General features: G+C 68.5%; 8 protein-coding genes. All 8 read left to right on the top strand.

The annotated features are described in order from the left end of the window. The first annotated feature begins 311 nt into the window (after positions 1-311). Positions 312-6,410, top strand: coding sequence for an Ig-like domain-containing protein (locus ACWF5H_RS15910; protein ID WP_452038043.1), 6,099 nt, complete (start codon positions 312-314; stop codon positions 6,408-6,410). Positions 6,411-6,503: 93 nt separating this feature from the next. Then, positions 6,504-7,475, top strand: coding sequence for an AAA family ATPase (locus ACWF5H_RS15905; RefSeq protein WP_364650982.1), 972 nt, complete (start codon positions 6,504-6,506; stop codon positions 7,473-7,475). Between the two features lie 39 nt (positions 7,476-7,514). Further along, complete coding sequence (locus ACWF5H_RS15900) at positions 7,515-8,867, top strand: DUF58 domain-containing protein (RefSeq protein WP_452038042.1); 1,353 nt, start codon at positions 7,515-7,517, stop codon at positions 8,865-8,867. Continuing rightward, on the top strand, positions 8,864-11,398 hold the full coding sequence (locus tag ACWF5H_RS15895; protein WP_452038041.1) for a transglutaminase family protein: 2,535 nt from the start codon (positions 8,864-8,866) through the stop codon (positions 11,396-11,398). The genes ACWF5H_RS15900 and ACWF5H_RS15895 overlap by 4 nt, the downstream gene beginning before the upstream one ends. Further along, positions 11,383-12,627 (top strand): RDD family protein, encoded by a 1,245-nt coding sequence (locus tag ACWF5H_RS15890; protein ID WP_452038040.1) that lies wholly within the window; start codon positions 11,383-11,385, stop codon positions 12,625-12,627. Before ACWF5H_RS15895 ends, ACWF5H_RS15890 begins: the two co-directional genes overlap by 16 nt. Beyond that, entirely contained in the window at positions 12,624-13,463 is an 840-nt protein-coding gene (locus ACWF5H_RS15885; protein ID WP_452038039.1) for a PP2C family protein-serine/threonine phosphatase, read from the top strand. The genes ACWF5H_RS15890 and ACWF5H_RS15885 overlap by 4 nt, the downstream gene beginning before the upstream one ends. Next, positions 13,460-15,001, top strand: coding sequence for an FHA domain-containing protein (locus tag ACWF5H_RS15880; protein ID WP_452038038.1), 1,542 nt, complete (start codon positions 13,460-13,462; stop codon positions 14,999-15,001). Before ACWF5H_RS15885 ends, ACWF5H_RS15880 begins: the two co-directional genes overlap by 4 nt. Beyond that, entirely contained in the window at positions 14,998-16,515 is a 1,518-nt protein-coding gene (locus ACWF5H_RS15875) for a serine/threonine-protein kinase (protein ID WP_452038037.1), read from the top strand. The genes ACWF5H_RS15880 and ACWF5H_RS15875 overlap by 4 nt, the downstream gene beginning before the upstream one ends. Positions 16,516-16,528 lie beyond the last annotated feature (13 nt).

The raw sequence follows: 16,528 nt of genomic DNA, 5'->3' as shown, positions 1-16,528 counted from the left end.
GTATTAAGGGAACAACAAGGGAAGATCAGGCGGCGCTCAAACGGTAGGCACCGCCGTCGTGCATGGATCGTGGTTCTGGAAGGGGAGTTCTCCCCATGCGGCGGGTTTACGCCCGCTGGTTATACGTGCAATAGTCGGTAGGGGTCCGTGGCATGCCAGGGGCCGTCTTTGGGTGCCTGCCGCGTAGGGTCGTTGCCTACGACGGGGCACAACAAAGGTGTGAGCTGGACAAGGGAAGAATGACATTGCGGGGGAAAATGTTGGGGCGGACGCGGCGGCGAAAGACGCTTGCATCGACGACGACCTTCTCCTTGGCTACCGCCCTTGTGGTCGGCGGCGCCATTTACTACCAAGGCTTCCCCACGGCTGATGTGGATTTGAACGACGGCGGTGTGTGGGTCACCAACAACGGCCAGGGCATGGTGGGCCACCTGAACTACCAGTCCCAGGTGCTTGACGGCGGTTTCCGGGCCAACAGCGATGGCTTCGACGTCATGCAGAGCGCCGGCACGGTGTTCATGGAAAACCAGGACCAGGCGATGCTGAGCCCGGTGGACGTGGCACAGATGGAACGCGGGTCGGAGCAGCAACTGCCGGGCACCGCGCAGGTGGCATTCGGCGATCAGCTTCTCTCCATCACCGATACCGTCAAGGGCCAGGTCTGGATCAGACCGGCCAACGAGCTGGGCTCCTTCAACGAGGAGACGGCGGAGCCGCTGCTGACCGATGCCAAGGGCAGCGTGGCCACGGTATCGAAGCAGGACACCGTCTTCATCGCCGATCCTGCGGCCGGCGAGGTAGTCCGCTTCCAGGTCAACGAGGACGGCATCGCCGAACGCGCGGGCGCCGATCGGGTGGACGCGCTGGCCGATGCAGGGGATCTGCAAATAGCCGCCGTGGGCGAAAAATCCGTGGTGTTCGACGCCGAGGCAGGCCTGCTGGTCCTGCCGGGCGGCCGTGAGGTCACGTTGCCGGACGCCCGCGGCGGCGAGTTGCAGCAAAGCGGCGACGAGAGCTCGTTTGTGGCGGTGGCGACCGAGTCGGCGCTGATCAAGCAGCCGTTGAACGGTTCGAACGCGGAAATCCTGCCGATGGAAGGCACCGGAACACCGGCGGCCCCGGTCCAGCTGGCGGGTTGCCTGCATGCGGCCTGGGCGGGGATCAATCACTACTTGCGCGACTGCGGCCACGACGCCGATGACCTGGCCCAGCCGATTCAGGGGATCGGTGCGAACGCCTCGCTGGTGTTCCGGGTGAACCGGGATGTTGTGGTGCTCAACGACGTGAACGCGGGCAATGTCTGGCTGGTGCTCGAAAACATGCAGTTGGTGGACAACTGGAGCGACCTGATCCCGCCGGAGCAGGAGAACGAAGAGGACGAAGAGGACTCGGCGGACGAAAACCCGGTCAACACGCTGCCCGACCGGACCGAAGAAAACCAGCCGCCGGTGGCGCAGGATGACACGTTCGGAGTCCGGGCGGGCCGCACCACCACGCTGACCATTCTGGACAATGATTCAGATCCCGACGGCGATGTGCTCACCGCCCGCCTCACCGGCGACGGCCCCGGCATCGGCGAGGTGCAGGGAATCTACGACAGCACCGGACTGCAGATCCTGGTCAACGGGGACGCGTCTCCCGGCCGGCATACCTTTAGTTACGAAGTGGACGACGGCCGCGGCGGCAGCGATTCGGCGCGGGTGGCCATCGACGTCCGCGCCGAGGGCAGCAACCTGCCGCCGGAACCGAAGCGGAAGACCACCATCTTGGTGGAACAGGGCCGGGAAATCAGCCAGAACATCCTCAGCGACTGGATCGATCCAGATGGCGATGACTTGTTCCTGGACGGTGCGGGCAACACCGCAGACGGTGACCTGGTCCGCACCCGACCCGATGGGCTGCTGACTTTCCAGGACGTGGGCAAGACCTTCGGCAAGAAGGATGTGACGGTCAGGGTTTCGGATGGATCCGAAACCACCGAAGAGGTGGTGGTTTTCGACGTCCGGCCACCCGGCGCGCTGCCGCCGCTGGCCAACGCCGACCATTTTTCCGCGACCGTGGGCCAGGAAATCCAGATCGCTCCGCTGAAGAACGACCAGGACCCGAACGGCGGCGAACTGAGGCTGGCCAAGACCGGCTCCACCGCCAACACCGAGATAGTGCCCGACTATGACGCCGGCACGGTCAAGTTCACGGCGGACAAGGCGGAGACTTACTACTTCACCTATCTGGTCACCAACGGCCCGTCCAGCACCACCGGCCTGATCCGCATCGACGCGACCGAAGACAAAGGCGACGGCGCGCCAGTGGCTGTGCGGGACGTGGCCCTGCTGCCGCAGAACGGCCAGGTGCTGGTGGATGTGCTGGCCAACGACGCCGATCCTACCGGCGGCGTCTTGGTGGTCACCTCGGTGGAAGCGGACGGCGCGCCGATCGCCGTCGAGGTGCTGGACCACAACATTCTGCGCATCAGCGATGCGAAGGGACTGCATCAGCAGACCACCATCGGCTACACCGTCTCCAACGGCACCGCCTCGGCCACGGGCGAGGTCAGCGTGATCTCCGTTGACGGCTCCAAGAAGCCGCTGCCGCCGCAGGCCGAAGCCGATACCGCCACCGTGCGCGTTGGCGATGTGGTGACCGTGGACGTGCTGACGAACGACACCCATCCCAACGGCGAGACGCTGACGCTGGCGGATGGACTTCCGGAGACCCCGGATCCTGCCGACGGGCGGATCTTTACCGCGGAAAACACCGTGCGCTTCATCGCCGGGCAGCAGGCGAAAACCGTGTACGCGGTGTACGAGGTGACGGATCCTGCCGGCCAGAAGGACTCCGCCCAGCTGCGGATCAACATCATTCCGCGCGACGACGAATCCAACTCCCAGCCTGCTCCCAAGAACCAGGAAGCCCGGGCCATCGCAGGTTCCACGGTCAGGATCCCGATCCCGCTGAACGGCATCGATCCCGACGGCGACTCCGTCTACCTGACGGGTATCGACAAAGCACCCGAAAAGGGCGCGGCGGTGGCCGGACCCAACTACATCGACTACACGGCGTCGGCACAAGGCGCCGGAACCGACAGGTTCACCTACCGGGTCAAGGACCGGCTGGGCGCCGTCAATACCGCCACCGTCCTGGTGGGCATTGCCCCGGCCCAGGACAGCAACCAGAACCCGGTGGCGATCGACGACGGGATCAAGATCCGGCCGGGCAAGACCGTGGCCGTGGACGTGCTGAAGAACGACTCCGACCCGGACGGCGACGCGCTCCAGTTGGTCGCCGACAAGATTGTCGGCGAGCCGGAGTCTATTGGCGCCAAGGCCGAAGACGGCCGCGTCTACCTGACCACCCCGGCCGAAGCCGGCACGGTCAACGCGCGGTACACCGTGGACGACGACCGCGGCGGCTCCGCCGTGGGCACCGTGACGGTCCAGGTGGATCCGGACGCACCGCTGCAGGCGCCGCTGGCCCGCGATGATCGGGTGGAATCGGCCGACATCAAGGGGCGCACCGCCGTCGACGTCCCCGTCTTGGAGAACGACGAGGATCCCGACGGCGTGGCCAAGGACCTCGAGGTGATTGTGGACGGCGCCTATCCGACGGCGCGCACGGTGGCTGACGGCCAGGTCAACGTGGAACTGACCGAGGACGTGCAGCTGATCCCGTACACCGTTCGGGACGTGGACGGGCTGCAGGCCACCGCGGTCATCTGGGTGCCGCCGCTGGGCGAGCAGTATCCGGTGCTGCGCGACAATACTCCACACGAGGTGACAGCCGGCGATGAACTGCAGCTGGACCTCACCGAGCTGGTGGAAGTCCGGCAGGGCCGCACCCCGCGGATCACCGTGGCGGAGAACATCCGCGCCATCGGCACCAGCGACGATCAGTGGATGGCCGACGAGAGCACGCTCAGTTACAGGGCGGACATCGACTACGCCGGCCGTGGCTCGATCACGTTTGAGGTGACCGACGGTTCGGGCCCGGACGACCCGGAGGGGCTCAAGTCCACGCTGACCATCATGACCAAGGTGAATCCGGCCGCGGACCGGAATTTCCCGCCGGAGCTGACCACCGGCACGCTGGAGGTCGCCAAGGGCGAAGACGCCGTGAGCTACGACCTGCGGCCGCTGGCCAGCGACCCGAACCCGGAGGACCTGGAGAAGCTGGAGTTTGCCGTCGAAGGCGGTACGCCCGCAGGATTCGACGTCCGTCTTGAAGGCAGCGTGCTGCGGGTGTCGGCGGATGCCGAGATCGAGACGGGAGCCACCGGCGTCGTCAATTTCTCCGTCACAGACGGACGTTCGGACAAGGTGAGCAGCCGCGTGACTGTGCAAGCGACCGCTTCCACGCGTCCGCTGCCCGTGGCCAACGACGACGAGGTGCCGGACGCGGTGCAGGGCGAAGCGCTGCCGGTGGACGTGCTGGCCAACGACGTCAATCCCTTCCCGGAAACACCGCTGACCATCGTGAGCGCGGCCGCCGGCAACGGTGGAACCGCGGAAATCGACGGCGAGCGGATCATCGTGACGCCCGGCGCGGACTTCTCCGGCACCATGAATGTTGAATACACGGTGGAGGACAAGACCCGCGAGGGCAGCCGGCAAGCGACGGCGAACATCTCGCTGGTGGTCAAGGGCCGGCCGGAAGCGCCGAGCACGCCGCTGGTGGATTCAGTCCGCAACCAAAGCGTGGTGCTGTCCTGGACGGCGCCGAGCGACAACGGCGACCAGATCACCGGCTACACCGTGAACGCTGCGGGTGGGGGATTCAGCCAGCAGTGCGCGACTACCACCTGCACGCTGATCGGCTTGAAGAACGACGTCGAATACACCTTCACGGTGACGGCGGAAAACAGCGTGGGCACGTCCGATCCGTCTGCGGAGTCCGCGGTGGCGCGGCCCGACGTACGGCCCGCAACACCTGCGGCACCGCAATTGAAGTTCGGCGACAAGTCGCTGGGCGTCTCCTGGACCGCGCCCGAGAACGAAGGCTCGGCGATCGAGAGCTACACGCTGGAAATCTCGCCAGCACCGCCGAACGGCCAGCTGCAGAAAACCGGCCTGACCGGGACCAGCTACCAGTGGGAGGGGCTGGAAAACGGCCAGGCCTACGAGATCCGCGTGCAGGCGCACAACCGGGCTCCGGAGCCCAGCGAGTTCAGTGCCTACTCGGCGCCGGAGGTGCCCGCCGGGCCACCGGCTGCGCCCACCGCGCCGGCCACCGAGCGGGTCAAGTCCGTGGGCGACCAGAGCCAGCTCAAGGTCAGCTGGGCGGCGCCATCCAACAATGGCGGCGAGATCCTCGACTACACCGTGCGCGAATACCAAGGCGGGAAACTGAACCGGACCTTCCCGGCGGTGAACGCGACGTCGCAAACCGTCACCGCACCCAACTCGGAGACCGCCTACACCTACTCCGTCACGGCGCGGAACAAGGCCGGCTCGGGCGAGGCCAGTCCGCAGTCCAACGCCCGCCGGGCGGTCGGTGCGCCGGATGCACCGACCGGTGTTGCGCTGAAGGAAGCGCAGACCGGCGGGGCCGGACGATCGGTGACGGTGTCCTTCAACGAGCTCACCGCGGCGCAGCGCAACGGCGCCCAGGCTGGCGAAGTCAGCTACCGGGCGACCTTCAGCGACGGCCGGACCATGGCCATCACGAACGGCCAGCAGGTGGGCGGCTTCGCCAACGGAAAGGCCGTCAACGTCCGCATCACGACCGTGGCCAACAGCGACGGCGCGAGCTACTCGAGTGCGCCGAGCGCAGCCTCCGGCAACGCGACGCCGTACGGTGCGCCCGGCAATGCAACAGCTTCGGCCAGCGGGCAAAGCGGCGAGACCAATAGTCCGCAGGTGACGGTCAACTGGGGTCCGCCCAACACCGCCAGCCACGACGTTGCCAAGCTCCAGATCAACGTTGACGGCAAGGGCTGGGAGAACGTCTCAGTCGCGTCCGGCAGCCGGACGGTCAACGTCGGCCACAGCACCAAGGTGGACATCAAGGTCCGAGCCGGTAATTCCAAGGGCGATATGGGTGCGGTCGCATCGGCCTCTGGCACGAGCGGCAGCAAGCCCAAGCCTAAGCCTCCGACATCTTGGACGCTGACTGTGGGCGGGCAATTGCCGGAGGGACACCGTACATGCATGGATGAGCGGGTCGGTACAAACTTCAATCCGGGACCACCTGTTTCGTGCGACGGAGATCATTGGGCAAACGACCGGGATAACCCGCACCAAACGCTCCTATCGAATTGTTGGATCAAGCGTTCGGGCGATATTTTCTGGTATCAGCAGAGCGGTGGCGGCCGGTCCAAGAATATTGGCCTGTTCGTCAAGGGCATCCACGTTACGCACGGCGGAGGGTCGGACATGGGCAACGGGCCGCCGAGTGGCATGCCTGGGTGCGGCTGAACAAGGTCTGGATCTGGGACCAGTACCCCCCGCTCCGTAAAGTAACTAAAGGCTTTTGACACCGATGCATGACGAAGAGAGACCGAGAACAGCATGACGATGACTTCCGAGCAGGCCGAGTGGTTCGCCGAGACGTTCGAGAAGCTGGCCGCCAATGTGGGCCAGGCGGTGCTGGGCAAGAACCAGGTGGTGCGGCTGGTGCTGACCGCCATGCTGGCAGAGGGGCATGTGCTGCTGGAGGATGCTCCGGGCACGGGCAAGACGATGCTGGCCCGGTCGCTGTCTGCCACGGTGCAGGGCTCGAACTCGCGCATTCAGTTCACGCCGGATCTGCTGCCCTCCGACGTCACGGGCATCACGATCTATGACCAGAAGACGCAGAAGTTCGAGTTCCACAAGGGCCCGATCTTCGCCACGGTGGTGTTGGCGGACGAGATCAACCGCGCCTCGCCGAAGACCCAGTCGGCGCTCCTGGAAGTGATGGAAGAGGGCCGGGTGACGGTGGACGGCGTGACTTACGACGCCGGGCGGCCCTTCATGGTCATCGCGACGCAGAACCCGATCGAGCAGGCCGGTACCTACCGGTTGCCGGAGGCCCAGCTGGACCGCTTCCTGATCAAAACGTCAATCGGTTACCCAGACCGCGCGTCGACCGTAGAACTGCTGGGCGGCGCGAGTACCCGCGACCGGTCCGCGGCGCTGACACCGATCATCACCCCGCAGGCCGTGCGGGATATGGCGGACCTGGCGGCCACCAATCACGTGGACACCTCGGTGCTGGAGTATGTCTCGCATCTGTGCGAGGAAACCCGCAATGCGGCCGAGTCCCGTCTGGGTGTGAGCGTCCGCGGCGCCCTGGCGATGGTCCGTGCGGCCAAGGTCTGGGCCGCAACCCAGGGCCGCAACTTCGTGCTGCCGGACGACATCAAGGAACTGGCTCCGGTGGTCTGGAACCACCGGTTCGTGATGGACCCCGAGGCGGAGTTCGCCGGCGCCACGCCGGAGGCTGTGATGTCCCGGGTGCTGGCCGACGTGCCGGCCCCGCAGCAGCGGGTGACGGTCTAAGGCCGTGCCGGAGAATCGATTCCCGCCGGAGCCCTCTGTATGACGGAGACGGAGACTCAACGGGACACGGGGCAGACTCGACGGCTCGGCGGCCTCAGCGAAACAATCCGCAAGGCAGCCCCGGACAGGTCCAGCTTGCTGCATCCGGCCTCGCTGGCTACCGAAGCAGCATCGCTCACCCAGCAATACCTGCAGCCGGGCTGGCAGCGGGCGAAGAATGCCGCCGAGCGCTACCTACGGCCGGTACTGGAAACGGTCAGTCCACTCGGCTGGGTGATGGCCGGCAGCACGCTGCTGCTGCTGGTGCTCGGAGCCGCCTTCGGCTGGGAGGAAGCCAAGATCGCGGCGCTGATGGGATTGTTCCTGCTGCTGCTGGCCAGCGGTTTTGTCCTCGGCCGTTCTTCCTACGGGGTCGAATTGGATCTGGCGCGCACCAGGGTTGCCGTCGGCGACCGGGCCGTGGGCAGCGTGGCCGTGACGAACACGGCGGATAAACCGTTGTTGCCTGCTGCGTTGGAGCTTCCGGTGGGAGCGGCCACGGCGGTGTTCCAGCTGCCGCGGATGAAGGCCGGTCAGGTGCACGAGGACCTGTTCACCATCCCCACGCAGCGCCGCGCCGTCATCGTGGTCGGCCCGGTCCGCTCTGTGCGACAGGATCCGCTGGGCCTGCTGCGCCGCCAGATGATGTGGACCGAGCCGACCGATCTGTTCGTGCATCCGCGCACCATGGCGCTGGGCAGCTCGGCCTCCGGCTTCATCCGCGACCTCGAGGGCCTGCCCACCAAGGAACTGGCCAGTGCCGATGTCTCCTTCCACGCGCTGCGCGATTATGTGCCCGGCGATGACCGCCGGTACATCCACTGGAAGACGACGGCGCGAACCAATTCGCTGATGGTGCGCCAGTTCGAGGAAACCCGCCGCGCGCACTTGGCCGTCGCGGTCTCCACCAATACGGAGGAATACAGCTCGGAGGAAGACTTCGAGCTGGCCGTCTCCGTGGCCGCCTCCATTGGACTGCAGGCCATCCGCGAGCAGCGCAACCTGAGCGTGCTGACCCAGCGGGGCCCGCTGCGCAGCGAAACCGGCCGCATCCTGCTGGATGAAATGACCCGGATCGAAGGCAAGCCGCAGCGGTCCACCGCGGTGGAATTGGCCCGCGGTACCGCCGAGGCCGTGCCCAACGCGTCCGTGATGTTCCTGGTCGTCGGAGACCGGGTCACGGCCACCCAGCTGCGTCAGGCATCGTCCGCTGTACCTGCCGGCATCCGTGCCTTCGCCATCCGCTGCGGCGGCGGACTCGAGGCCGCCCGGGCGACCATCGGCGACCTGTCCGTGTTGTCGCTGCCCAGCCTTGACGACCTGGCCATCGTGCTTCGGAAGGCCGCCGCATGAACGGCGCCTCAAACGCTCCGCAACCGGACCGGCAGCCGACCCGCGCGCGCCGTCGGGCCGCGGACGGAAAGAACGACGCCGGCCTGCCCGCCGCGCGTCGGCGGCGTCCGCAGACCGCCGGGGGACTGGCAGTCTGGCTGCCGCGGCCGGGACGCCAGCTGGCCATCGACGCCGCCGTCCTGGTGCTGCTGCTCGGCCTGGGATTAGCCGGCTTCCACCACGTTTTTGGCGGCAACGGACGTTACCTGACGGCGGGTGTCGGCGGCATCGTCGTCGGACTGCTGCTGTCCCTGGCCTCCGCCCGCTACCGCCTGGGCCTGTTGTCCACGGCCACCGCCGGGCTGGGCGCCTACCTGCTGTTCGGCAGCGCCTTCGCCGCGCCCGCCGCAGCCATCGGTGGCGTGCTGCCGTCGCTGGAGTCCCTGCGCACCCTGCTGACCGGCTTCGTTTTCGCGTGGAAGGACATCCTCACCGTTGCCCCGCCGGTGGGAGTCACCGGCGGCATGCTGGTGGTGCCGTACCTCGGCGCGTTGGCCTCGGCCCTGCTGGCGGGCACCTTGGCGTGGCGCGTCCGCAGACCGTACTGGCCGCTGCTGCCGGTGCTGGCGTTTTTCCTGCTCGGCATCGCCTTCGGCACCGACGTCCCGGCGCTGCCGGTACTGCGCGGCGTGCTGCTGGTTGCGGTATCGGCGGCTTGGCTGGCGTGGGACCGCCACCTGGCCCGCGGCGATGCGTCCGCCGGCGTGGCGGCCAGCCCGGCGTTGGCTGATCCCGCCGCGCACCGGGCGGGGCTGCGGCGCAGGCTGGGTCTGGGCGCCGGCATGCTGACCGGCGCGGTGGTCTTGACGGCGCTGGCCGGCCCCGCGCTCACGGCGCGGGGCGACCGCGAGGTGCTGCGCGACGTCGTCGTACCCCCGGTCAATCTCTACGACTACCCAAGCCCGCTGATGGATTTCCGCGGCTACGTGAAGGACCGGCCCGACGAGACGCTGTTCACCGTGGCCGGGCTGCCGGAGGGCCAGCGGGTGCGGTTGGCCGCGCTGGATACTTTCGATGGCACCGTGTACAACGTCAACCCGGAAAGCGGCGGCAACTTCACACCGGTGGGCGACGCCGGATCGCTGGGCCCGGTGAGCGGCGACAACGCCCGGCTGGACATCCGGATCGAGGATTACAACGGCGTCTGGCTGCCGGCCGGCGGGCGGATCAACGGCATGGCGTTCGACGGCGACCGGGCCGGCGAGCTGGGCGGCTCGTTGTTCTACAACGACGAGTCGAAGACTGCGCTGACCACGCGGTACCTGCGAGCCGGCGACGGCTACTCGGTGGAGACCACCTTCCCGGGCCGGTGGGAAGATGCCCAGCTGGCCCAGTACGACTTCGCGTCCGTCCGCCTGCCGGAACCGGTCCGGGTGCCGGACATCATTGCGGCCAAGGCCAACGAGTTCGTGGGCGAAGCGACGGCGCCGATCGAACAAGTCCGCCAGCTGGAACGGAATCTGCACGAGAACGGTTTCTTCAGCAACGGCAAGGAAGACGAGGCCCGCAGCCTGTCCGGGCATCACGCCGGGCGGATGATCCAGCTGCTGGATGCCGAACAGATGATTGGCGACGACGAGCAGTACGCCGTCGCGATGGCGCTGATGTCCCGGCACCTGGGCATCCCGGCGCGGGTAGTGATGGGGTTCTACCCGGATCCGCAGGACGGCCGCTCCGGCTCCGGGCCGGTGCAGATCAAGGGCGAGGACGTGCACGCCTGGGTGGAGGTGGCCTTTGAACATGCCGGGTGGGTCGCGTTCGATCCCACGCCGGACGAGGACAACGAGCCGACTCCGCCGCAGCAGGAGCCCAAATCCACGCCGAAGCCGCAGGTCCTGCAGCCGCCGCCCCCGCCGCAGGAACCGGCCGAACTGCCGCCGGACACTGCCCCGGAACCGCAGGACGCCGAGCAACAGGACAAATCGTTCTGGGACCAGTGGGGCTGGCTCTTCGCCGCGGCGGGGCTGGCCGCCGTTCCGCTGGCAGTGTTGCTGGCGCCGCTGTTGCTGATCGCCTGGCTGAAGCTGCGCCGACGCAAGCGGCGGGCCAGCGAAGGCCTGCCCAGCGAGCGGGTGGGCGGCGGCTGGCGCGAAGTGATCTCGCTGGCCACCGACATGGGGGCGCGGGCGGCCGCCAATGCCACCCGGCGTGAGCACGCGTCCGCCTTGGCGGAGCAATTCCCGACGACGGCGGCGGGCACCACGCTGCTGGCGCGGCGGGCCGACGCCGCGATCTTCGGGGCCGCCGAGCCCACGGAGGTCCAGGTGCAGCAGTATTGGGACCGTGTGGACCAGTCGCTGGCGGAGATGAAGGGCTCGCTGGGTTTCTGGCAGCGGCAGCGGGCCAAATACTCGCCGCGCTCGCTGGTGGCCGACGCTAGGCGGCGGCTCGCGCAGCGTGGCCGCGCACCGGCCGCGGCTAGAATCCGTACAGTAGACTCACAGGCCGGACGGTCGGAACAAGGCGGGAGCAGCACGTGGCAGCAAGACTGAATCTGGTCAGCGCCTCGGCCGGAAAACGGCTCGGGGCGTGGCTGATCGACAAGATTCCGCCGGCCGTCCTGATGCTGGCCGCCTACGCCGCCAGCGTTCCCGCAGTGCTGCAGGCCGCGGCCTCCGGCAGCGCCTCCGCGGCCGGCTCGGCGGTGGGCGGACTGTTCCTCTGGCTGGGACTGGCATCGCTGCTGTCGCTGGCCTACACCGTGTGGCTGTGGGGTTGGGAAGCGACCACCGGCAAGACCCCCGGCAATCTGGTGCTGGGTTTGCGCACCGCCAACGAGGACGGCCATGCTGCCGGCTGGGGCGCCATCTTCCTGCGTGGCCTGATCATCGCCGTCGGCTCTCTGGTGCTGGCAGTGGGCGCCATGGTGGTGGTGGTCTCCAACCTGTGGGACCGGAACCACAAGCGGCAGGGCTGGCACGACAAGGTGGCCAAAACCTTGGTGCTGGATGTGGCGCAGGGCCGCGACCCGCTGACCACCGGCGGACTGTACGGGCCCGCGGCCTTTGCACCTGAGGGCACCGACGCGCACGCCGGCTTTTCCGAGGCCGCCCCGCACGGACACCATTCACACGGGGACTCCCGGGTGGAGGCAGCCCCGCAGCCTTCCGGCGTCATTTCCGCGATCCCGGGTTTCGGCCCGGATGCGGCACCGGCACCGGTTGCTTCGCCAATTGCCCCCGCGGCTCCTGCCATCACTGCGCCGCCGCCCGCACCGGTGCCCGGCGACGTGGACAGCCGGGAGGCCGCGCCGTCGTACGCCCTGGCCATGGCGGGACCGGCAGCGGCAGGCACAGCGGCGGTGGGCGCTGCTGCGGGAGGTGTCAACGCGGACGAACATCCGGATGAGGAGTTCGCCGCCACCCTGGTCCGCGCGTCCGGCACGCAGGCGGGCCCATTCACTCTTACCTTCGACGACGGGCGCGATGTGGTACTCGAAACGACGGCCCTGATCGGGCGCAACCCGGCCGCAGCCGCCGGGGAAGACATCGACCAACTGATCGACTTCGCGGACATGGGGCGCTCGGTGTCCAAGACCCATGTGCTGTTGCGCGTGGACGGCGCCACCGTGTGGGTCACCGACCGGAACTCCACCAACGGCACCGCCGTGACCGGCGCCGACGGCATCCGCCGGCAGCTGGCCCCGGGCGAACCCGTGGCGGCGGCTCCCGGTGCCACCGTGGAGTTCGGCGACCGCAGCTTCACCATCGGAGCGGCATGAGCGCGGCATCGGGCGCCGGGGCCCTCCGGCTCAACGTCGGCGCCGGCTCCGACCGCGGACTGCGGCGGATGCTGAACGAGGATGCGTATCTGGCCGACGGCACCATGTTCGTGGTGGCCGACGGGATGGGCGGGCATGAGGCCGGGGAAGTGGCCAGCCGCATTTGCGTGGAAACGATGCGCGACTACGTGGCCAGCCACGAGCTGGGCGCGCACGAGCTCGAACAGCTGATTGCCCGGGCGGACGCGCGGATCAGGGCCGCGGCGGCGTCCCGGGCGGGGACCACGGTGTCCGGCGCGGCGCTGGTCTCCGAACGCGGCGTGCCTTACTGGCTGGTGTTCAATGTGGGCGATTCCCGCACCTACCGGCTGCACAATGGCAGGCTCGAACAGATCAGCGTGGACCACTCCGAGGTGCAGGAACTGCTGGAGGCCGGACGGATCACTGCCCAGGAGGCGCTGGTGCATCCGCGCCGGCATGTTGTCACCCGGGCGCTGGGCACCGGCGAAGACAACCAGCCGGATTTTTGGATGGTGCCGGTGGAACCGGGGGACAGGATCATGATCTGTTCCGACGGGCTGACCTCGGAGGTCAGCAATGACCACATCTACACCATCCTCACTTCGCTGTCCCGGCCGCAGGACGCGGTCGATTCGCTGATCCAGGCGGCCTTGCGTTCGGGCGGACGGGACAATATCACCGTGGTGGTGATCGACGCCGGGGGCCTCCAGGGCGACCCGGAGGACGCCTCGACCACGCCACGGCAGGAGGATACGACGACGCTCCCCCGGCTGGCGGCTCCCGGAGAGCAGGCCCCGGAGGAGGATGACAGGTGACGGGCCAGACCTACAGCCCGGGGAGCTGGATCGGCTTGGTTAGCGGCGGCACCGCCGTGCTCCTGGAACCGGGTGCCGCCGATGATTTGGTGCAGCAGCTCTGGCAGGCGCTGGAGTCCGGTGCCACCCTCGAGTCTTTGCTGGGCACCGTCGTGACCGGCTGCGGCGCGAATCTGTCCGCCATGCCCCAATTCGGCATCGTCTCCACCACCGACGGCATCCACGCGGTGCTCCGCGGAGACGTGGTGGTGTCCGCGGATTCGGACGGTCAGGAACTGAGCGGGCACGGAGTCTCCAGCTGGACCGAAGGACGGCTGGCCTCCGACAGCGTGAGAGTTGCGGCCGGATCCGGTGGGCCCGGTTCGGCAGACCAGCAGGGACCGTGGCTGCCGCTGCGCGCCGGCGCCGTGCAGCTGGGAACGCTTCGGCTGGGCGCGGTTCCCGCCGGGGCACGGGAGCCTGAGGGACAGGTTGCTTCCGCTGCCCGGGCTGTCGGCGTCAGCGCTGCCGCGGCACCGGCGCGGCGCACCGAAACCGTCAACTCGGTGCGGCAGAGCGAAGCCGTCGAACCGGCGCGCCCTCCTGCCGTGCCCGGGTTGTCCGAAAACTTGGAGATGACCGGCATCTACGTGCCGGAGGATGAGCACGACGACGCTCCCGCCGCGGGCGATCCAGCCTCCGCAGGCAAGGAGCCGGCCGGCGGCCAGACCGAACCGGACGCCGAGACGGCCGTTGACGACCTGGACCAAACTGTTGTCCATGCCGCCGCGCAACGGGCCAATTTGCCCACCGCACCGCAGCAGCAGTCCGCCGCCCGGGGGAGCGCCGCCGTCGCACCGAACGTTCCGGCGGGCCGGACAGCCGGGAAGCCTGCCCAGCCAGCGGACCTGATCGACGCCGTGCCCTGGCTGACGCGTTCCGCTTCCGCCGGTGCCGCGGCACCGGCGGCCCCGGAGCCGCAAGCCGCCGGCATCGACGAGGGCGACCATGACGGGCAGACGCTGATGCGCAGCGACCTGCCCGATGTTCCAACCGCGCCCGCGGCCGCCGTCCCGTCGACAGCCCCGGCGCCGAGCACCGCGCCGATGGTGCTGGCCCGGATGTGCCGGGACGGCCACGCCAACCCGCCGACCAGCTCCGCCTGCGCCCTCTGCGGTGCTCCGCTGAACGAGGATGCCCAGGAGGTGCAACGGCCGGTACTCGGGCGGATACGGGTCTCCACCGGCGACGTGGTGGAACTGGACCGGCCGGTCATTGTGGGGCGGCAGCCGTCGGCCAACCGGGTCCAGGGCAGCGTGATGCCGCGGCTGGTCCCGGTGCACAGCACCAGCGGGGATATATCGCGTTCGCACGTGGAAGTCAGGCTGGAAGGCTGGCATGTGATCCTGGCGGACCTGAAGTCCACCAACGGCACGGTGCTGCTGCGCGGCCGGCAAGCTCCGCGGCGGCTGGGCCATGGGGAAGCGGTCATGCTGCTGGACGGCGACATCGCTGACTTGGGCGACGGAATTTCGCTGCGCTTCGAGGACCTTCCGTGAGCGTGAAGCGTCCGCCCGCGCCGCCGCCGAACATCGACGGTTACCGCTATGTCCGGCTGCTTGGCTCGGGCGGCTTCTCCGACGTCTATCTTTACGAACAGGACCGGCCCAGGCGCCGGGTGGCCGTCAAGGTGCTGCTGTCCGGGCTGAGAACCGAGGACGCGCGCCGCCGCTTCGAGTCCGAGGCGAACCTGATGGCGCAGCTGTCCACGCACCCGTTCATCGTCACGATTTACGAAGCCAACCTCACCTCCGACGGTCATTCCTACCTGGCGATGGAGTACTGCTCGCGGCCCAGCTTGGAAACACGCTACCGCCAAGGGCCGCTGGGTGTGGACGAGGTCCTGACCCTGGGCATCCAGGTGGCCTCCGCCGTGGAAACCGCGCACCGGGCGGGAATCGCGCACCGCGACATCAAACCGGCCAACATCCTGGTCACCGACTACAACCGGCCGGCGCTGACCGACTTCGGCATCTCCTCCAGCACCGACGCCGCGGACAGTGACGCCGGCATGTCCATTCCGTGGTCTCCGCCGGAAGCCTTCAAGGGCGACGCCGGCAACGGCACCCGCAGCGATATCTGGGCCTTGGGCGCCACGGTTTACACGCTGCTGGCCGGGCGCTCCCCGTTCATGCAGCCCGGCGGCAGCAACTCGCAGCGCGAGCTGATGGACCGCATTGCCCATGCACAGCTGCCGCCGCTGCGCCGTGCCGATGTGCCGGCATCGCTGGAACTGGCCCTGGCCACCTCGATGGCCAAGTCGCCGGGCTCGCGGTTCAAATCCGCGCACGCTTTCGCGCTGTCCCTGCAGCGGGTCCAGGCCGAACTGAACCTGTCGGTCACCCCGTTCGAAGTGCTGGAGGACGCGCCCACCGCGGGCGACGGCGATCCCGACGACGGCGAAGCGACCCGGGTCCGCGGGATCGTCTCGATTGACCCCACCGCGGCGCCGCCCGCGGCCGGGTCCGTCTTCCCGGAGCGCACCGAGCGGCTGCCCGCGGGACCGGACGGACGCCGCCTGGAACTGGAGCCGGACAACTCCACCGTCCTGAGGGACTCGGAGCAAGACCAGTGGACGGAATCCGGCGCCGGCGCTCGCCGCCGTCCCTGGGCCTGGGCGGCCGGGGCGCTTGCCGCCGTGGCCGTAGCTGCCGGCGCCATCTTTGTGCTGAACGGGCCAGCGCCCGAGGCCGCCGAGCCCGATGCGCCGGTCAGCCGGGCGCCGGCCAACGCGTTGGAAGGCCTGTCCGGCAACGTGGTGCCGCCCGAGGACCTGGACGGCCGGGTCCAGGGAAGCGAAGCCGTCTTCAGCTGGACCAATCCGGACCCGCGCGACGACGACTTGTTCATCTGGACGCCCGTCACCGCACTGGGCCAGGGCGAGCCTGAACGCACCGGCGAACCCAAGGCGGCGTTGCCGCTGGCGGAAAACGACCGAACCTGCATCGAAGTCGTGGTGGTGCGGGCGAACGGCCGGGCCTCGGACCCGGTCCGCGGCTGCGCCGACGAATAGCCACGTGCCCGCT

The sequence above is a fragment of the Arthrobacter sp. NPDC055138 genome (assembly GCF_053607305.1).
This window is presented reverse-complemented; position numbering and strand designations above follow the sequence as displayed.